15 protein-coding genes, 1 tRNA gene and 1 pseudogene are annotated in these 20,366 nt (G+C 42.0%); 11 read left to right on the plus strand and 6 right to left on the minus strand.

The genetic code is table 11. The annotated features are described in order from the left end of the window. Positions 1 to 652 precede the first annotated feature (652 nt). Positions 653 to 1,150, minus strand: coding sequence for an HNH endonuclease (locus NWP21_RS14785; protein WP_271732407.1), 498 nt, complete (start codon positions 1,148 to 1,150; stop codon positions 653 to 655). Between the two features lie 363 nt (positions 1,151 to 1,513). On the opposite strand from NWP21_RS14785, the gene alr reads away from it, so the two are divergent. The 9 genes and pseudogenes from alr to NWP21_RS14830 all read left to right on the plus strand — a co-directional run bounded on the left by alr (position 1,514) and on the right by NWP21_RS14830 (position 12,476). Then, positions 1,514 to 2,701: an alanine racemase gene (alr, locus tag NWP21_RS14790; RefSeq protein ID WP_280793262.1), complete on the plus strand. Its 1,188-nt coding sequence runs from the start codon at positions 1,514 to 1,516 to the stop codon at positions 2,699 to 2,701. A gap of 79 nt (positions 2,702 to 2,780) precedes the next feature. After that, positions 2,781 to 2,862, plus strand: a tRNA-Leu gene (locus NWP21_RS14795). Between the two features lie 533 nt (positions 2,863 to 3,395). Then, positions 3,396 to 4,451, plus strand: coding sequence for a response regulator (locus NWP21_RS14800; protein ID WP_280793263.1), 1,056 nt, complete (start codon positions 3,396 to 3,398; stop codon positions 4,449 to 4,451). A gap of 60 nt (positions 4,452 to 4,511) precedes the next feature. Further along, positions 4,512 to 4,889, plus strand: a complete 378-nt coding sequence (locus NWP21_RS14805) for a response regulator (RefSeq protein WP_280793264.1) — start codon at positions 4,512 to 4,514, stop codon at positions 4,887 to 4,889. A 7-nt stretch (positions 4,890 to 4,896) separates the two neighbouring features. Next, the gene (locus tag NWP21_RS14810) at positions 4,897 to 5,397 is read left to right on the plus strand and encodes a chemotaxis protein CheW (RefSeq protein ID WP_280793265.1); all 501 of its coding nucleotides are present in this window, start codon (positions 4,897 to 4,899) and stop codon (positions 5,395 to 5,397) included. Positions 5,398 to 6,183: 786 nt separating this feature from the next. After that, positions 6,184 to 7,176 (plus strand): annotated as a pseudogene (locus NWP21_RS14815) (methyl-accepting chemotaxis protein); the annotation flags it as partial. A gap of 617 nt (positions 7,177 to 7,793) precedes the next feature. Further along, positions 7,794 to 10,634, plus strand: coding sequence for a hybrid sensor histidine kinase/response regulator (locus tag NWP21_RS14820; RefSeq protein ID WP_280793266.1), 2,841 nt, complete (start codon positions 7,794 to 7,796; stop codon positions 10,632 to 10,634). 300 nt (positions 10,635 to 10,934) lie between these two features. After that, positions 10,935 to 11,771: a 4-hydroxy-tetrahydrodipicolinate reductase gene (dapB, locus tag NWP21_RS14825; RefSeq protein WP_280793267.1), complete on the plus strand. Its 837-nt coding sequence runs from the start codon at positions 10,935 to 10,937 to the stop codon at positions 11,769 to 11,771. 18 nt (positions 11,772 to 11,789) lie between these two features. Continuing rightward, positions 11,790 to 12,476, plus strand: coding sequence for a phosphate ABC transporter permease (locus NWP21_RS14830; RefSeq protein ID WP_280793268.1), 687 nt, complete (start codon positions 11,790 to 11,792; stop codon positions 12,474 to 12,476). Between the two features lie 38 nt (positions 12,477 to 12,514). Here the strand turns inward: NWP21_RS14830 and NWP21_RS14835 are convergent, their stop codons facing one another. From NWP21_RS14835 to NWP21_RS14850, 4 genes are all read right to left on the minus strand, one after another. After that, positions 12,515 to 13,321, minus strand: a complete 807-nt coding sequence (locus tag NWP21_RS14835; RefSeq protein ID WP_280793269.1) for a TPM domain-containing protein — start codon at positions 13,319 to 13,321, stop codon at positions 12,515 to 12,517. 187 nt (positions 13,322 to 13,508) lie between these two features. Continuing rightward, entirely contained in the window at positions 13,509 to 13,961 is a 453-nt protein-coding gene (locus NWP21_RS14840; RefSeq protein WP_280793270.1) for a hypothetical protein, read from the minus strand. A gap of 44 nt (positions 13,962 to 14,005) precedes the next feature. Then, entirely contained in the window at positions 14,006 to 14,323 is a 318-nt protein-coding gene (locus tag NWP21_RS14845; RefSeq protein ID WP_280793271.1) for a YtxH domain-containing protein, read from the minus strand. Positions 14,324 to 14,408: 85 nt separating this feature from the next. Next, positions 14,409 to 14,747 (minus strand): hypothetical protein, encoded by a 339-nt coding sequence (locus tag NWP21_RS14850; protein ID WP_280793272.1) that lies wholly within the window; start codon positions 14,745 to 14,747, stop codon positions 14,409 to 14,411. A gap of 175 nt (positions 14,748 to 14,922) precedes the next feature. Between NWP21_RS14850 and dpdE the strand changes: the two genes are divergently transcribed. Together dpdE and NWP21_RS14860 are read left to right on the plus strand one after the other, a co-directional pair. Next, complete coding sequence (gene dpdE / locus NWP21_RS14855; RefSeq protein ID WP_280793273.1) at positions 14,923 to 18,228, plus strand: protein DpdE; 3,306 nt, start codon at positions 14,923 to 14,925, stop codon at positions 18,226 to 18,228. 549 nt (positions 18,229 to 18,777) lie between these two features. Beyond that, positions 18,778 to 18,993: a hypothetical protein gene (locus NWP21_RS14860; RefSeq protein WP_271733501.1), complete on the plus strand. Its 216-nt coding sequence runs from the start codon at positions 18,778 to 18,780 to the stop codon at positions 18,991 to 18,993. 60 nt (positions 18,994 to 19,053) lie between these two features. Here NWP21_RS14860 and ribD read toward each other — a convergent pair whose 3' ends face one another. Next, positions 19,054 to 20,307, minus strand: a complete 1,254-nt coding sequence (gene ribD / locus NWP21_RS14865; RefSeq protein WP_280793274.1) for a bifunctional diaminohydroxyphosphoribosylaminopyrimidine deaminase/5-amino-6-(5-phosphoribosylamino)uracil reductase RibD — start codon at positions 20,305 to 20,307, stop codon at positions 19,054 to 19,056. Between the last annotated feature and the right edge of the window lie 59 nt (positions 20,308 to 20,366).

A 20,366-nucleotide genomic window follows, 5' to 3' on the forward strand; every position in this document is an offset into this window, starting at 1 on the left:
ATAGCGGTAGTCTTTCTTGTAAATCTTAAGAGAAATATCGCGTCTGGCTAAGGCGTGCAAGTCTACTAAGGGATAACCGCTCCCATGCTCCCGTTGAAGTAGAAAGTAAAGTCTAGCTTTGTCTAGGTTTTATATAGCAGACTAAATACTAGCACCAAGCCTCCGGGTGTGGATAGCTCCACAAGCTGACAACGACTGTGCTAAGGAGTCCTAGGGGAGATTTAACGAAACTCCTGCTGAGACTCCCATATTTGTACAAGATTTATGATTTTTGCTACCAGGGTTCTGGCTGTTGGATCTCTCCACTTGACTTAGTACGCCCGGGTATGAGTATACCACGCAAGCTATGACAAATATGATTCATTATTAACGGGCATATTAGTAAACCGGCTCCTAGGGTTTTTATATGTGCGCTTTACCGCTATGAAAATACTTTAGCATTTTCATACCCAATAAATTTGGGAATGCGCCTATCTCCCCCGATTAGAAACCGGTCGCTCAATAGAACATTATATTTGCCATCATGTTCTATTAGATGTCGCCAAACATCCTCTCGTATGGGGACAGAAGACCTCCCTCTGATGCCGCAGGAGAATTTTACACACGCAACAGGTGATAATTCCTTTAGGTGTTACGAATTATTGCTGGATCGTCAAAGACCAATCACATATTTTTGCCACTCATTATGCAGTCCGCTGTTGAGGTGTTTAGTGACCTCAAAATAAAGGCTACTATAGGGCTGGCGTGGGGGATGACGCAAAGGCATATGGGCCTCGTAGGGTGTACGATTACCTTTTTTGACGTTGCAACGGACACAAGCAGTAACAATATTTTCCCAGGTATCACCTCCGCCGCGCGATCGCGGTATGACATGATCTAGTGTCAAATCATCGCCGACATAGCCGCAGTATTGACAAGAGTGGCTGTCACGGTGCAAAATATTTCGACGAGTGAGAGGAATTTCCTTGTAGGGCACGCGCACATAATGACGCAGCCTAATTACGGTGGGCAACGGAAAATCTGTATACAGAAATTTACCGTTATGCTCAACGCGTTCTGCCTTGCCTTTAATTAACAGAATCACAGCGCGACGCCAGCTCGTGATATTGAGCGGTTCGTAAGAGGCATTTAGGACTAAAACCTTCCCCATTGGTTAACGCTCGAGGTATTAGTTTCATGTATATTAACACAAATATACTCTTATTGGGAGATGAGAATAATTTATACGTTCATAACTGCTGGCTGTAAATGAGGTAGAGTCAATTCATGAAATACCCACGGCAATCAAAGAGATATTGGCGGGTTGACTTGAGATGCAATATGGGTTATCATAAATATGATGAGGAAGAATTATTTTTAAATAAATTAAATAAATTGCTGTTGATAACCTGATAATAACTCCCGGAACAAGGGTGAAGCTTACTGATTCATATTGATATAGCCTTAAGGGTGGGAAACCAGGATAATCAGATAACTTGGCCAGTGTGCAGTGCTGTGATAGGAGTTAAGTGCAATGTTAAGTCGCAGAGAAACCCCTAGTTTTGCGGATAGTCAGGAGCGTGATACATATGCTTGGTTCTCGCAAAGGGCTTGGGTGGAAATTGATTTAGGGGCGTTATCCCACAATGTGGGGCAGTTAGTAAAGTTGATATTGCCAGGTACCCAGTTGATGGCGGTAGTCAAGGCTGATGCTTATGGACATGGAGCGGTGACAGTGGCTCAAACAGCACTGCAATCAGGAGCCAGTTGGTTGGGAGTCGCTACAGTTCCAGAAGGTATTCAACTCAGGGAAGGTGGCATAAAAGCGCCGATTTTGATTTTGGGCGCAGCCCACACACCAGAGCAAATTCGGGCCATCGCCCACTGGAAACTACAGCCAACTCTGTGCAGTCCCAAACACGCTCTGATTTTTTCCAATATTTTAGAAACCATTAATGATACTTCTCCTTTACCGGTACACATTAAGTTAGATACGGGAATGTCTCGGTTGGGAACTGACTGGAAAGAAGCCGTTGAGTTTGTGCAGTTAGTACAGAATTTACCTCATCTTGAGATTGCCAGCATTTATTCCCACTTGGCAACGGCAGATCATGCTGACACCACCTTCATGGAAGAGCAGCATAGACGATTTGAGCAGGCGATCGCCCAAATCAAAAACATGGGAATCAATCCACATTGCTTGCATTTAGCTAACTCAGCCGCCACGCTAACCAATCCTGCCCTACATTACGACATTGTCCGCGCCGGTTTAGCCATCTACGGACTTTATCCAGCTCCTCATTTAAAAAATACGATTAACCTCCAGCCTGTTCTGCAACTGAAGGCGCGAGTTACTCAGGTCAAAACAATTAGCGCCGGTACTGGGGTGAGTTATGGTCAACACTTTATCGCTCCCCACGAACTCCGGTTGGCCGTGGTTGGTATTGGTTACGCTGATGGAGTCCCCCGTAATCTTTCGCAAAAAATCCAGGTTTTAATTCGCGGCCAGCGCGTGCCGCAAATCGGGGTGATTACAATGGATCAGTTGATGCTTGATGTCAGCACGATCCCAGATTTACAAGCCGGGGAAATAGTAACCCTACTCGGCGAACAAGGAGAAGAAACCATTTCAGCTAACGATTGGGCGGAAAAATTAAACACTATTTCTTGGGAAATTCTTTGCGGCTTTAAGCATCGCTTGCCTCGTGTGGCGGTCATGTAGGAAAATTGGGCATGAGGAAAATATTTTTTTTATTTCCTCTGTCCATAAGAGATTTTTTGTGCTACGATGAGAATCTGATGCGGATGTGGCGGAATTGGCAGACGCGCTAGATTTAGGTTCTAGTTCCGAGAGGAGTGAAGGTTCAAGTCCTTTCATCCGCATTTTCAATGCAGTAATTAAACCCCAGCCATCAATGTCTGAGGGTAAGGTCATTAAGTTAATTTCTGGCATTGCCAACATAGTTCTAATTCCTCCTTGCTCCTAAGGGAAACACCATCTATTCTTTGTTTCTCCTAGGTGGCTTGGGCAGCAGCTAACCTGAGTAACTGATAATTTCACTCAGTAGCGCCTATTTTTCATGGGGTGGAAACAGGGGATAGTTTCCCGCCTAGAGCCGTGTGTGATGAAAATGTGCCCTGTTTGACAGTAATTATGCCAGTTAAAAATATCATTTTACATTGTTTATACTGAAATATCATAGCAGCTTTGATCATGTTATTATGCTGCTATTATATTTAGCTCTTGAAAACCAAAATTAACAATATGGATACCAGCGCAGCTTGAGAAAAATGTGCCAATATGACAACTGATGAGCCAGTGGACATTGCATCCCATGGCATTCATCTTACATATTACTCCCAAGGGCATTATACATATAGTTCGATTCAGACAAAGGTGAGGAAATAAAAGTAACATGAAAATGACTTCTGTAACTAGCCACCGGGTACCCCAAAAACTACATCCCTTATCTCTGTTAGCACAACTCACAGGCCGCCATACTACTGGTAACTTACGCGTATATACTCAAATGGCTTCTTGGTTAATTAATATAGAGGAGGGTAAACTCACTTACGCATCTTATTCAGACAGACTATTTGAGCGTCTGGATCATCACCTATACCGCTTAAGTCAGAGAGTTCCCACTCTAGACAGTGCCACTCGTGTACAAATCCGGCTGATGTTTGAACCCAAAAATGAAAGTCAGTCTATGCCATATGCAGATTATCAAGCAATTTGCTGGTTGGTACGTCAGGAAACTATCACCCCCAGCCAAGCAGAAACTCTGATATCTCAATTATCCCAAGAAGCCCTAGCAACATTTCTGTCCTTAAAAGCAGGAAATTATCAATTTTCCATTGAGGAGGGCTGGGAAAAATTACCAAAATTTTGCCATTTAGATTTGCGGTTACTAGTTGAATACTGTCACAAGCAGTTAGGAAATCAGCTTAATATCGACTCATCAGTTAAGGCTAGTCAAGGTTTCCCAGCTTTACCTCTTAAAAAAACGCCGTCGGAATTTCTCAATAGCCCACAATTCTCTCGGGTAAACAATACTGAAACTGCTGACAACAAGAATCATGACAATTCTCTGAAGGGGAGAGAAAAGGTATATACAGTTGTTTGTATTGATGATAGTCAAACAATATTGGATTCTATAAAACTTTTTCTGGAAGGTGATACATTTTCAGTGGTGGCAATCAATGATCCATTAAAGGCGTTAATGAAAATTATACGATCTAAACCAGACATAATTTTACTAGATGTAGAGATGCCGAATTTACAAGGGTTTGAATTGTGTTCCCTATTAAGGAGGCATTCAGATTTGAAGAACATCCCCATTGTTATGGTGACGAGTAGAAAAGGATTTATTGACAAAGCCAAGGCAAAAATGGTCAGATCATCTGGGTATTTAACTAAGCCTTTTACACAGCAAGATTTACTCAAAATGTTGTTTAAGCATCTGGAATAGTATATACACGTAGATATGATTATACTGATAATATCAGTTTCATCTTGAGAAAATTTTAGTATGACTATTATTCTAGTGGGCAAAATACTGCTTGTAGACGATTCACCCAGCGAATTAGAAATAATGAGCCATTATCTCAAAGATAGTGGTTACAATCTCATTCATGCGACTAGTGCCAAAGAAGCGTTAGACAAAGCTGCTTCAGAACAGCTAGACGCAATTGTTACTGATGTAGTCATGCCTGGAATGAGTGGATTTGAGTTATGCCGTTCCTTGAAAAAAAATCCATCCACTCGAAAACTCCCAATAGTTATTTGCAGTTCCAAAAATCTAGAAATTGACCGATTATGGGCAATGAAACAAGGGGCTGATGCCTATGTGACTAAGCCATATACACGCGAACAGTTACTGCGTGCTATTAAATCAGTGACGATGTAATCAAATAATGAATAATTTTAACGGTATTTTTTCTGCCAAAGATAAAGAGAGCAACAAGGGTGATTTGTATCTTAAGTTTAAATTAAATCAACAAACCACTGCTCTTGTGAGCATGAATCACACTCAAGAAGCAGTTATATTACCCGTAGAATCTGTCACTGCAATGCCTAATATGCCCCCTTGTGTATTAGGCTTGATGAATTGGCGCAGTCACATAATTTGGGTAATCGACTTGCCAATAATGCTCAATTTAGAATCTATAAATATCAGGCTTCGGCAATACAATGTCATCCTAATTAATGTAAAATCTGTAGTTTTAGGTTTAGTTGTACGAGAGATAACAGGTATAAGTAACTTGATCTCTGATGAAATTCAGTCTCCCTCTGGACAAGTAGCGGCTAGTTTACAGCCTTATGTGCGAGGCATTGTTCACCAGCCAGAAATGTGGCTGGTGTTGGATGCATCGAGTATTGTGGATTCCCCAATTCTTTGCAGTGATCATGTGTAAATACAGAAAAACATTGGATATTTATTTATCACCCCCATTATAGCGAATAAAACTATCTTTAACAAAACCGCTATGAGTCAAATTAGTAATACTCAAAATCCAGGATCTTCGATTTCACCCACAGAAATTACCGGTGGTCATGTAAAAGACTCAAAGTGGCATCATGCAACAGTTAATCAAGTTCTACAGGGACATTTACAACGAGGCACTTTGTTGATGAAAAAGACGATTTTAGCCATCGCTATCACCAGTATACAAACAATAGGGGTAGGTGTGATCGCTTATTTTGCTCTTCAATCGGTGCATGAAATTGATCAGGCAACCACAAGGTCAACACACAAAGTCAACAGCTTAAAGGGTAGATATGAAGATATTCAAATGCTGACATTATTCACAAATACCATAGCAAATAATCACAGAATTGCCATAGTCAATGGTCAAGGTGACTTGATTCGCCAATCCCAAGACGAACAGCCGGAGCATGGTATTTCAAGACAATTGCAAGAAATCATAGGCAGCCCCATAGTACTAACAGTAGTCATAGTATTAATAGCAGTGGTAATGATAGTTTGGTTAGCCAGCTATACCACAAGGCAAATTTTAAATGCATCTGGGGAATTATCAAAACTTGGTAAACTGGAAATCGAAGCTCCTAGAGACAGAGCCAGTCAAGATGATTTACGACTCATCCATGCAAATATTCATCAACTAGCCCTGCAATTGGAGGTTTTAACTAAAGAAAAGACCATTCAAAAAACCAGCAAGACTGAAGAAACAGGTGCTAACGAAACACTGCAAATGCAACTTTTAGAACTAATCAATCAAGTAGAAAGTGCCGCTGGCGGTGACCTGACAGTACGTGCCGAGGTGACAACGGGAGCAATTGGGACTATTGCCGACTTTTTCAACTCTATTATTGAAAACCTCCGGGACATTGTTACTCAGGTAAAAGAAGCTGCCACCCAAGTTAATGTGTCCATTCGTACTAACGACGCAGCAATTCGCCAACTTGCAGCAGCAGCACTCACCCAATCCGCCGAAATCAGCTGCGCCCTGGATGCTGTTGACCAAATGACTGTTTCGATGAAAAGCGTAGCGGAAAACGCTCAACAAGCTGCTGTTGTCGCCCACAATGCTGCTAAAAATGCCATCAAGAGTGGAGAAGCAATGGATTTAACAGTACAAAATATCCTGAGTTTAAAGGAAACAGTTGGCGATACTACTAAGAAAGTTCAACGGTTAGGGGATTCTTCGCAACAAATTTCCCGCGTGGTGTCCTTAATTAACCAAATTGCCACCCAAACTAATTTACTCGCCATCAATGCAGGTATTGAAGCAGCCCGAGCGGGTGAGGAAGGACAAGGTTTTGCTGTAGTAGCCGAAGAAATAGGAGAATTAGCCATCCGTAGCGCCAGCGCCACCCAAGAAATTGAGCAAATTATCGAGAATATCCAGCGGGAAACCTCCGCAGTGGTGCAGTCAATGGAAATAGGAACTTCCCAAGTAGTGGAAAGTACAAAAATGGTGGCGGAAGCCAAGGAAAACCTGGGTGAGATTTTGGATGTATCGGGGCAAATAGATGCTTTGGTACAGTCAATTTGTAATGCTACTACATCTCAGTTACAAACTTCCCAAGAGGTCAGCCTGTTAATGCAACAAGTCGCTTCTATTTCCCAACGTACCCGTGATTCTTCTGGTGTGGTTTCCCAATCTTTGCAAAAAACTGTGGAGATTTCCCAGCAATTGCAAGAGGCAGTGGCAACTTTCAAGGTGCTGTGAATTTTGTCTCGGGTAATTCCATAAATTTTTGAAAGGAACCCTGTTACCTATAGTTTTACAATACCACTAACTGGCAAAAGAATCATGCCTGTTCAACTTGTGGTTATACCACTCATAGGGATGTTGCAGCCGCTCAAGTAGTTCTTATTAGGGGGCTTGCAGTCCTAGGGCATACGGTGAAGATGCTTGGTGTTAGCGGAGCGGCGCGTTGGCGCGGGTAAATTCATGAGAATCCCCAGGCTTCTAGCCGTGGGGAGTGTCAAAGTACCACGGTTAAACTGCTGCAAGATTCAACTATTAAGGCCAACTGGAAAGCAATCTCAGTTCGTGAGTGTACTTGTGAGCAAATGTTAGCGAAAAGGTATGGGTCATGATCACAGTCATGGGAAATAAAACTATTTTTTGTTTTGATAGTAAATTTGTCACATATGAAAGCGAGATATTTTTTTTCAATCTTTTTGCTTACAAAAGTACAGAATTGAAAACTCTCTGTTTCCCGCCGAGATGGAAGGATTTGGGAGATGAACATCAAAACTGCCTTGTGCATATTCGGGATGCTCCCTATAGATAAGAGTGGCTATATTTGTCTTCAAGATTGGAACAGAGCATAAAAAAAGATGTCAAAGGATAAAGAACTGGAAATCCAGATGCAGTTTCTCGAAGAAGCAAGAGATTATCTTAATACCCTAGAAACAGTGTTGCTGGAAATCGACACCAGTAAGCGCATCAACTTGGAGAGAATTAACGCTGCACTTCGAGCCGCCCATTCAATCAAAGGGGGGGCTGGAATGATGGGATATCGGACTCTTAGTGATTTAGCCCACCGTCTAGAGGATGCTTTTAAAGTTTTAAAAACCCGTAAAAATTCCCGTGATGTTGACCCTCACGCCCAAAATTTACTACTCTCAGCAGTTGACTGGCTCAGGCAAATCATAGAATCCTTATCACAAGGAAATGAGATAGAACAGCAGTGGTTAGATAGTTTTTGTTATCCAGTATTTAAGGAACTGCGAGATCACCTGGGCGAACCCTCTCCTGAAGATGCTGCGACCATGTTATCACCCGAAGATGGGCAGGATATTATCCCGATGCTGTTTCAAACTGAAGTGGAAGGATGTTTGCAGCGTCTGGAGTCTGTATTGGCAGACATCTCTCAGCCTTGCTTACAAGAGGAAGTGGCTATCATGGCGGCTGAATTGGGGGGTTTGGGAGAAATGCTACAAATGCCAGCCTTTACGAGTCTTTGTGAATCGATAGCGCATCATATCAGCACTGTCACCAGAGAGCGCATTCCCGAAGTTGCCCAGTTAGCTTTGCAAGCATGGCGGCGATCGCAAGCTTTGGTATTCACAAATCAAGCGGAGATTTTACCCACTGAGATATATCTGAAGGAGGTAAATATTTATATACCTGAAGAAGTACAGACAACAGCAGAAAATAAAATATCCTCCGCGGAAATTACCAGCATAGCTGATAAATATATCAACCATACAGAGGACCTAAATAGTGTAGTCAAAGACTGGGAACCGAGAGAAAATACTGTGCGAGTTCCTATTCAACAACTGGATCAAATTCATGATTTATTTGCGGAACTGACTGTCCAGCGTAATGGGTTAAATTTCCAACTCCAAAAACTCCGTAAACTCGTGGGAAGTTTGCATCAGCGAGTCCAAACTCTAGAGCGAGAAAACTATGAACTGCGGACAACATATGAGAAAATCGCCCATCCATCTGTGAACACAAACCCAGTGCGATCGCTCGGAGAATATCAGCTAGGATATATAAAAAAATTCCCTACATTAGAAATGGATCGCCAAGACGAGATTAACCGGCGATCGCATGAAATTATAGAAAGTATTGTGGAGCTACAAGAAGTCACAACTGATATTCAATTAAGCGTTGATGATACAGATCAAATTTCTCGCAAACTTAACCAAACATCCAAACAATTAGGGAGAAAAATTAATCATATTCGGATGCGTCCCTTCTCCGATTTAGTGGAGCGTTTTCCCAGAGCATTGCATGCTCTTAATGTCGAGTATGGTAAAAATGTCAAACTAAAAATTGAAGGTAGAGATACATTAATTGAACGTAGCATTTTAGAGGCCTTAAATGAGCCAATTATGCACTTATTAAGAAATGCCTTTGATCATGGTATCGAAGATCCGGCAACTCGTCGGGCTTTAGGTAAACCAGAACAAGGATTAATTGAAATTACAGCTAGCCATCGCAGTAATCGCATAATTGTTACCATGCGTGATGATGGACGGGGTATTTCTTTAGAAAACCTTCGCTCTCGCGCCGTAGCAATGGGATTAGATGCTACTTTGCTAGCTAATGCCAGCGACGAGGAAATATTATCGCTAATTTTTGAACCAGGCTTTACCACTTCCCACCAAGTCACCGCCTTATCTGGTCGTGGTGTTGGCATGGATATAGTACGTAATAACCTTAAATCACTGCGAGGAGAAATTAGAGTTGATACCAACCTAGGAGTAGGTACTACCTTTACTCTGACAGTACCATTGGCACTATCCGTAGCCAGAGTTCTCGTGGTAGAAAGCAATAAAATCTTATTGGCATTTCCCACAGAAATCGTTGCCGAAATATTTCTACTGCAAAAAGAGCAAGTATTCTCAATAGCAGGGAGCGCCTTTCTCAGTTGGCAAGGAAACACCCTACCATTGATTAACTTGAGTCGCTATTTTCAATTTAATTGTCCACGCTACAATAACCCTGAACTGGAAACACCCCCAGTGATTAACGCTAACAGCGTCTTAATCCTCAAAGGTAGTCATCAGCCAGTAGCTATCCAAGTAGAGCGTTGCTGGGGTGAGCAGGAAGTAGCTATTCGCCAAGTTGAGGGTAATATACCTTTACCAAAAGGCTTGAGTAACTGTGCAATTTTAGGTGATGGACGAGTATTAGTATTAGTTAATACCAACGATTTGCTGGCATGGGTTGCCACTCACCAGGGTACTCCTAAAAACAATCAATTATCATCAGTCGGTTTAAAAACAGCCTTACCTGTCTTTAATCACCATAAACTACCAGGGAGAATTGATGATCATAAAGGCACAATTTTAATTGTCGATGATTCAATTAATGTTTGTCGCTTCTTAACCATGACTTTGCAAAAAGGAGGTTATCAAGTGGAACAAGCTCAAGATGGTCAAGATGCATTGGAAAAACTGCAAAGTGGCTTAAAAGTTGCGGCGGTGATTTGTGATATTGAAATGCCTCGTCTTGATGGTTATGCTTTTTTAGGTTACATCAAAACAGATATTGAGATGAGAAACATTCCAGTTGTGATGATTTCATCTCACGGCACGAGTCAATATCGAGAATTAGCCATGCAATTAGGCGCTGAGGCTTATTTTCGTAAACCTTATCAAGAGGAAGAATTATTAAACACCCTGGCAGAAATTATTGGGAATGCCACCGAAATACCAATATAAGTGACTTGAGTAATTGACATCTCCCCTGCTTGAAACACAGGGGATTCTAAACTGATGTTGCTACGCAGGCCTAAGCCATGCTACGCAACGTTTACACAGTTCTAAACTCTACATGATTCGTCACTGGATGATAGAGAGTATAAATTGCTTCCCCTTGCTGTTTGCCAAAGACTTAGGTGTTTTAGGAGGACTAATGTGTCTGGTAGTCAAATTGGTATTTTAATTGACCTTATAACCGGAACTATGGAAGTTTACCGTAAAAATTCTCTACAATTGCCTTATTAAAGTATTTCTCTCAACATGACTAATCAAGCTCCTATTCCAGTTATTGTAAACGGTGCGGCGGGCAAAATGGGCCGCGAAGTCATTAAGGCAGTGGCACAAGCGCCAGACTTAAACTTAGTGGCTGCAATTGACACCAGTCCAGAACATCAAGACCAAGATGCTGGTGAATTGCTAGGTTTAAGCGAACCTTTGGAAGTCCCCATTACCAACCAATTAGAAGCCATGCTAGGTTATGTAGCTGGTGATAGACAATCTCCTCCAGGGGTGATGGTAGACTTTACCCATCCTGATGGAGTGTATGACAATATTCGCAGTGCGATCGCCTATGGTATTCGTCCAGTGGTTGGTACTACGGGCTTAAGTCCAGAACAAATCAACGACTTAGCCGACTTTGCCGAAAAGGCTAGTACTGGTTGTCTGATTATTCCTAACTTTTCCATTGGCATGGTATTGTTACAACAAGCCGCAGTCACAGCTTCCCAATATTTCGACCATGTAGAAATTATTGAACTCCACCATAACCAAAAAGCTGATGCTCCCAGTGGTACCGCAATTCAAACAGCACAGTTACTAGGAGAAATCGGTAAACCTTTTAACAGTGCTATTGTAGAAGAGACGGAAAAATTACCGGGGGCTAGAGGTAGTTTAGCCCAAGAAGGAATTAGAATTCATAGTGTACGTCTGCCGGGACTCATAGCCCATCAAGAAGTGATTTTTGGCGCACCTGGTCAAATTTATACATTAAGACATGATACAAGCGATCGCTCCTGTTATATGCCAGGAGTGCTGTTAGCAATTCGCAAAGTCTCCGAGCTAAAGTCGTTAGTGTATGGATTAGAAAAAATCCTCTAACCTTCAAACTCAGCAATTATGTTAGTCCCACTGACTCGGAAAAAATTTGAACAACTCATCCCCCTAATTGCTACTGGCTCTCAGTACCAGTACTACGCGGGTAAATTTGCCAATTTTTTGCAGCGACTGTTAATTTCTGTCATAGCCATGGCTCTAATTCTCCTAGGGGAAGTCCTGTTAAGGCTAGAATTTGGCCCCATTACATTTTTAGTTGGGGTAATGGGTGCTTTTTTTTGGCTGTGGTATCCAGTATTTCAGGCCAGTATCCGCAATGCAAAATGCCGCCGTTATAAGTACAGCGGCTTTTTTCGGGGTCGAATCATCGATTGGTGGATTACAGACCAATTGATGGGTAAACAAGAAACCGTAAACAATAAAGGTGAATTAGTAATTGTTGAAAATCGAGAAAAAAGAATTAACCTAGAAATCGGTGATAATACAGGATTTGCCGTAGAGTTACAAGCGCCACTGCGGAATGCACACAAAGTTATTGCTCGTGGTCAAATCGCCGAAATGATTGTCATGTCCAACAGTTCTGATTTGAGCATTATTCAAGAGTTCAGCGATGTATACATTCCCAGTCATGACTTGTGGGTGAATGACTATCCTTATGTCCGCAGGGATTTCTTTAATGAAGTCAGTCGCCGTTTGCGCAAGAAACAACCAGAAACACCACGGCGCCGTCGCCCAAGAGTAGAACCTTAAGTGCTGAGTATTTTGATTTTTACTCAGCACCCATAAATTTACGACTCAGCATTAGAAGAGCGAGTGAAACCAGGAGACAGGTAAGCCACTAAAGCCCCAATGAGAAAACCAGAAATATTACGAACTAAAGGTAACCAATCGCTCGTCCGAGTCACTACTGGTCCAATACCAAAGGCAATAAACAAAATTCCCCACAAAGGTGAAAAAATTAAAGCCCATTGCCAAGCAATAATCTGTCCTTTTTTTTGGGGGTGAGCTGCAAATCCACAAACTATCCCCCCCACTACAGAGGTAATCAGTGTCAGTATCCATTGTTCTCTAGGGAGTCCAGGAACCACCGAGCAACCACCCTTGACTAAACAGCCCTTAACTGAATTTAAGGCTTGTAAAATGGCTTGGTCTTCGCCTTCTTCTCTCACAAAATACAAGTTTCCAAAGCGCGTTTGCAATTCTATCCAAAAAGTCCGCGGTAGAAGTTCATAAACCTCATCCCCCACGCTAAAGCTGAGAATGTTACCGCCACGAGAATCAGCAACTAGCAAAATACTTTTATCATCCAAATTCCAATAATTAATTACTGCGCGACCAGGGGTGCGGTCATACTGGGTTAATACTCGCAATTTCCACCCTGTTTCACCTTCAAATTTTTCTAAATCTGTCACCAGTTCTGCTTCTTGGATATCTGTGAGAGATTTAGCTAAATCTATAACTGGAGTTTGGTAGTTGGGTAATAAGTCAGGATTATCATAAGCTAGCGCCGGAGGCGAGTGCATCACCCACATAGACCCAGCTAGTAAAAATGCAGCAATACATACCAGAGTTCTTCGCCAAAAACAAGACTGCATGGACGTTCTTATACAAATATAGACAGTAGAAGTGAACAAGTTGTTTTAAAAGAGTATGGGAAAACTAATACTTCTTTACACTTGTTTACTTTACTCTAATCTAAGGTATTTAAGCAAAGCTCAGTTTTGAAAATGGAAATTAGAGACTGGGGACTGGGATTGAGAAGTTCCTTTTCCCCCCTACTCCCTAGTCTCTATGCTTGAGGGCTTCACGTTGTCTCAAGGTTTGCGGTGCTTGTTCAGTAATTGCTAGTCGTTCAACTCGTCTGGTTGGTTTTGGGCGTGTAAAACTTTTCCAAGCAGTTTTCACACCTACAACCAGGCTACGAGTGCCAATTTGCATATTTTTCACCTGTTTTCTAGCAATGTCGAGGCTTTGGTCAACTTGCTTCACAACTTTACCCGCGCTTTGTACACCTTCGCCGATATCGCCGGTTAAATCTGTGAGTTCCATTCCAGTTTTGCGGATGGCAATTAAGGTAGGTGGTAACTCCCGTGAGAGAGTATCAAATAACTTTTCTGCACTACGCGCAGCACGTGCTAACTCCTGCAACGCCGGTATGGCCGCTACTAAAACAGCAGTCAAACTGGTGGCGACTAATAATAAAGACAGTCCCAACCAAAATAAGGGATCAATCACGGTGATGCCATATATAAGCTTTACAATTGCGGGAAAACAGAATGTTAGTCTTTTTCAGCTTGTTGCTGCTTCAGGATTTGGCTTTCGCGTTGACTCGCATCTACACCGGCCGCGATCGCCTCTTGTAGTTTCTCCAGGGTATCATCCCAATTTCTCATGGCGCTGGCAGAAAGACGATCTGCTTGGATTTGTACACTTGTTGATAAATCTTCTGCTAAGTCTGGGATAGCATTAGCAGATTTTTGCAAAATTTTCCGGGTTTCACGCCCTGTGCGCGGGGCTACTAGCAACCCAGTTAAAGCCCCAATAGTAGCTCCGAGCATGAAACCGCCAATAAATAGTCCAGAACGGTTATCAGACATCTGATTATTTCTCTCCTTCTTAGGTGTGATTTTTACCGTGGTAAGTTCAAAGGATTTTATCTAATTTATTGAACCTGACAGGATATCAGTGGAAAATCTTGCTTTTGTTGCTTAATCTTAACCCTATGCCGCCAAAAGAACGACCCCAGAATCCCTTTAATAACAATAACAGACTGATAATTTGACTTACCTGTTGAATTTGTAACTGTAGCTTTTGGTTTCTCTGGCGCAGGCTATAAATTTTTTGCTGGGTGATATCAATATTTTCAGGTGCTTGATACAGTAATGCATGAGTATTTTGTTCATAGGCGTTCAGTTGATCAGCTATGCTCTCTATCCACTGCTTTAGTTTCCACACTCGCCAAGCTATGTAGAGTAGTAACAGTGACATAAGAGTGTTAATTAAGACAACTATCTTTACCATCCTGCTCTGATTTTCTCCTGACTTCATCATAGCCTCAGACCATCAGTATCAATCAGTTGCACAAGGCTTTCTAGCTACAAATCCCAGAGAAAATTTTCTCAGTTGCCAGATTTGGCTGATCAAGCTACTGTGGAGAGCTGCTATTGCTTCTTAGGATCTTCAGATAACGGGAAATATGATTGAGGTTGGTTCATTGGTGCAGTCCCAACAAAACTATTTGGGAGTAGGAAAAGTGACTGAGATATCTCAACCTAATGTGATGGTTGAGTATTTCTGCTCAGGAGGTCAACGCCTCCAAAAAACTTTACCTTTAGATTCTCTATCTCAAGTTAGGCTTCAGCCTCAAACTCGATGCTACATTAGCTTACCAACCCAGGATACATGGTTAATTGGCCGCATTTGTAACTGGGATGAAGATACAGAAATGTATCAAATTGATTTACCCGACAAGAAAACTACAATTGCCACGGAACAAGAAATTTATGTCCGTTGTAATATCCCCATTACAGACCCTATTGAAACTCTGGCAATGAAAGGGCATGAAACACCCTACTTTCATGACAGAAGATTAACTTTTGTTAAATCTTTGATTCAGCAACGGGCTGTTAGCCATGGAATGAGAGGGCTGATTTCAGCCAACATTGAACTTTATCCCCACCAAGTCGAAGTTGTTCGCCGGGTACTGGAAGACCCAATTCAACGCTATTTACTCGCAGATGAGGTGGGACTCGGAAAAACTATCGAAGCAGGTGCTATTCTCCGTCAATTTCTTCTGGATGAACCAAAAAAAGGTGCAGTGGTACTGGTTCCCCAATATTTGCTCCCACAATGGCAGACTGAGTTAGAACATAAATTTTACATCTCTCATTTTGGCAAACGGGTGGTGGTGCTGGCGGTTGAAGATATCCATAGAATCAACCAGAAAGCCAATATCGGCTGCTTAATTCTCGATGAAGCCCACCATATTGCAGCTATGGCTACTTCTAGGGATGCAGCCATGCGTCAGCGTTTTGAGTCTTGTAAAAATCTGGCTCATAAAAGCGATCGCTTGCTGTTATTATCTGCTACTCCTGTGCTTAACCACGAGCAGAATTTTCTCGCCATGCTGCACCTGCTTGACCCAATTACCTATAAACTCAATGATTTACCAGGTTTTCGCGCCAGGGTACAAAATTGTCGGGAAATTGGTAGAGTTCTCCTCCGCTTGACAGGAGGTGCAAATAATGTCGATGTTCTCACAACTCACCTCCAGGAACTACGAAATCTGTTGGCTGAGGATGAGTATGTCATCAACCTTTTAAACAATTTAGAAAATTGCTTAAAAGCTCAATCTGCTCAGAAAGATGAAATTATCCGAGCTATTCGTACCCACGTTAGCGAAACCTATCGGCTGCATCGTCGTATACTTCGTAATCGTCGCGCTGCGGTGGAAGATGTCATATTTGATCGGGATGTGACACCAAAAGAAGAATATGATTTAGACGAGCGATCCCTTGATATTCACCAACTGATGGAACAATGGCGTACCGTCGCCCCTCACGAGCAGCAATATCAACGAATTTTTCTATTGTTATTCCTAGCTTCTGGTACTTGGTTAGGGATTTTAGAACAGGTAGTTACCACACGCCTAACAGGTAAAACCCCACCTCAACTTATCCCAGAGTTTCCAGAAAATGATCTTCGCATCTTAACTACAACCCCTAAATTCCCAGGCGAAGAAGAAATTTTACAATCCTGTTTAAAAATTCTGCGTCAACCTCTAGATGAAGGAGAACGCACAGAAAATTTAAACACCGTGCTACTCAATCAGCTAGCTACACACTTCAAAATCCCCAGCAGTGTTCGCAGAAACAAGGCAGAATTAATCACCAGGATACAGCACAGAATTCGCCGCCCCATGCCTGGGGATGTTTTACCAAAAATCGTTGTATTTACCAGTTTTGTACAATCCTGCCGACAAATTGTCCAACGTTTATCTCATAGCTTTGGTGCACAAACAGTCGCCAGCTATCAATTTGGTGAACCACGAGAAAAAGTTGCCCAAAATTTAACTCGATTCCAGAATAACCCCGACTGTTTTATTTTAGTGTGCGATCGCTCTGGGGAAGAAGGACTTAACCTGCAATTTGCCGACTGCTTCATTCACTTTGACCTGCCTTGGTCACCTAATCAATTAGAGCAAAGAATTGGCAGATTTGACCGCATTGGCAGCAAAATTGGAGTTCAATCTTTTGCATTGATTGGGCCATACTTGGAAGAAAGTCAACACAATGCTTGGTATCAACTTCTGAAAAATGGGTTTGGTGTTTTTGGTCAATCAATAGCTAGTCTACAATTTTACGTAGATGAGAAACTCCCAGAATTAGAAACAGCTTTGTTCAAATCAAGTGCTGCGGGATTATTAGCCATGATTGACCAGATTCAGCAACAAATCACCGCCGAAACCTTGAAAATTAGCGAGCAGACTGCTCTCGATGAAATTGATATTCTCGATGAAAATACTTGCAAGTATTTTCAAGACCTAGATGATTACGATGCTAATCATCTAGGGATTAAACAAGCAATTGAAGGCTGGATGTGTGATGCATTAGGATTCAAGTTAGTTAATAATCCCAATTCCGCAGAGATTAAGCGTTATCAACCGACAACTCGCACTTTGGTGTCTCTAGACGAGTTGAAAACTTACTTCGCTAATCATAATACAGAACAATTTGGTAGTTACAATCGCCGGGTAGCCAACCAGAATTCAGGTATTAAACTATTTCGGACGGGGGAAGGATTAGTAGAAGCACTCGTCAGCTATATAAACTGGGATGATAGAGGTAAAGCCTTTGCTCTATGGCGCACGGATGAATCTTGGAATGCTACAGCAGGTAAGGAATGGTTTGGCTTCCGATGTAATTATGTAGTCGAAGCAAATTTAGAAGCTGTCAAGCAGGTTTTAACAACCAACAAACTCGATAATTACCAATACGAAACTTTGAAACGGCGTGTTGATGCTTTATTTCCCCCATTGTTAGAAACTATCTTTATAGATGGTCGCAATCATTCCATCAGTATGGTTGAAGATCAATCACTCTTAAATATCCTACAACGACCTTACAAAGATAGGAAAAATGATCAATCTCGGGATTATAATTTGGCAAAAGAACGCTTAGGAGTGATTGATACTTTTGTCGAGCCTAGCCAGTGGAAGGATTTTTGTTATGAAGCGCGTCATCGTTCTCGAGAATTATTGCTACAGCATCGTAAATTCATAAAATTATACCAACAATCTGCTCCAGTCGCCAAGCAGAAATTAAACAAAAAAGTACAGCAATTACAACTGCGACTAAATCGGCAAAACCAAGATTCAGCACTGGCCGAAGAATTAAAAATAGAAATGGCATTGAGTGCGGCCATTTTAGAGGGAATTCATCAGCCCCAGATTCGACTTGATTCTGTCGGTTTTATCATCGTATCTGGGCGAAATCCTCTATAAATCTCCCCAAGATGCTCGAATTTAGCAGGTAAAAAAAGTAGGAACTGCTATAGTTGTGGTAGTTCTGGTTAAATATTCCAGACTCTAACACCCCGGTTGACCACCGGGGTTTTTGGTTTTTAAGAATCAACAAATGAACCCAAATACTTCGCAAATCTCTAAAAATCAAGTAGAATTGCACAAATTAGCTATATATGTCTTCCCACTTTCATCAGGGAGAAAAACATCTGTGTTTATCTGTAGAAATCTGTAGTCAATTAACTATTTCAGATACATCACCTAGAAGAGAACAGCTATAGTGGTTAATAATAAACTAATAGCCAGAAACTGGAGACAACAGCTATTCATCATAAATGGCATAATAAAAACACTGTTTGAGTAACTTTTTGTTAAATCTTTCCATCAAGGAATAATTAATCTTCATAAAGTTATAAATTCTTGTATTAAGTTTTTAATAATACTTGTCTCAGCTTGTATATTGAGCCGTAATCTGCGGACTAAATTGTGTAATCTAAGGAAAGCTAAGCTAATGATAAACTTGAGGTCTTAATGACTCCTAAAATTCTGCGTCAGCTTTGGTCTGTGGTAGAAAATTCTCAAACCAGGATCTTATTGCAGATGGACGATGCTAGCTTGGTGCAATGGCTGGTAAAACAAACTACAAAGCAAGCTTTATTAGATCCCCAAGAAGCCGATTACCTCAGTGATTACATCCAATCTCGGCTGAATCTGATACGGGATATTGCTTATGAGCGACAGTGTTAGAGTTGACATTCTCACAAATTACACAGCCAATAGTCCTAACTATTGACTGTGAACTGTTAACTATGAGTTTTTTTGGGGTAAATAACCTTCAACTAGGCAATCAGACCCGACTACCCGCCAACTAACCCTTTCTAAATTCAGAGCTGTGTTCATCATCGTCAAACCCAAGTCACCTACAGGTGTGGGGGCATGACTACCACCAATGATTTTAGGAGCAATAAAAGCCAGAATCTTTTGTATCGCACCTTGAGCGATCGCACTGGCTGCCAAACTACCGCCACACTCCCATAAAACGCTACAAAAACCGCGGTCGTATAAATGGTTCATGACAAGGTGTGGGGTCAGGGATGCTAACTCTACAACCTCAACCCCTTTTTGGCGTAAGAAATGTTGGAAATCAGGCGAGCTTCCCGGCTCTGTCAACACCAAAGTTTTAGCGTCAGCAGTGTCCCACAGGTGGGCATCTTGAGGTAAGTTGATCTGACGACTCATCACCACCCGCAGGGGATTATGGGATCCTACTTGATGACTGGTTAAGTAAGGATTATCTTTTCGGACTGTATTGCCACCGACAATTATGGCATCACAACCCGCCCGTAGTTGATGAACTTGACTACGGGCATCTTGGTTTGTCACCCAAGCACTGTGACCAGAGCTAGTAGCAATTTTACCATCTAAAGTCATGGCATATTTCAAAATCCCTAAAGGTCGTTTATATAAAATGCGATGGATAAAAGCTTCATTTATCTGATAACAGGCTTCGGCTTCTACCCCGACAACTACCTGTACACCAGCAGCACGTAAACGAGCAATACCTCCTCCAGCAACCAAAGGATTGGGGTCAACTATACCTACAACTACTTTAGCCACACCAGCCGCGATTAAGGCCTCCGAACAAGGGGGAGTACGTCCGTAATGATTACAAGGTTCCAGATTAACGTAAACTGTGGCACCACGAGCGTGATTCTCTTGAGTTGAGTCCGCGCCAAAACCCGCCGCTTTCAATGCAAAAACTTCTGCATGGGGCTGACCTGCTCCGGGATGAAATCCTTCCCCAACAATATTTCCATTTTTGACAACAACCGCCCCCACTAGAGGATTAGGTGAAGTCCTTCCCAAAGCACGGACAGCCAGTACCAAACACCGTTGCATCATAGCCCGGTCAAAGTCACTGCCTATTCTGGGTTTTTCTGGTGAATTCGATTGAACCGGCGAAAGCGCCAGGCCTGACTTCTCAGTTCGCAATATCAGCCCATTGTCCTGAGGATTAGGGGCTAGAGACACAATAGGGTAGGTTTCACGCGAATTATCCATAATTTTGGGCGGTAATTTCAATATTTTGTACGCTAGCTGTTGTTACAAAGATGTAGGTT

It is taken from the genome of Anabaenopsis sp. FSS-46 (genome assembly GCF_029891665.1).
In the GTDB taxonomy this organism is placed as follows: Bacteria; Cyanobacteriota; Cyanobacteriia; order Cyanobacteriales; family Nostocaceae; genus Anabaenopsis; species Anabaenopsis arnoldii.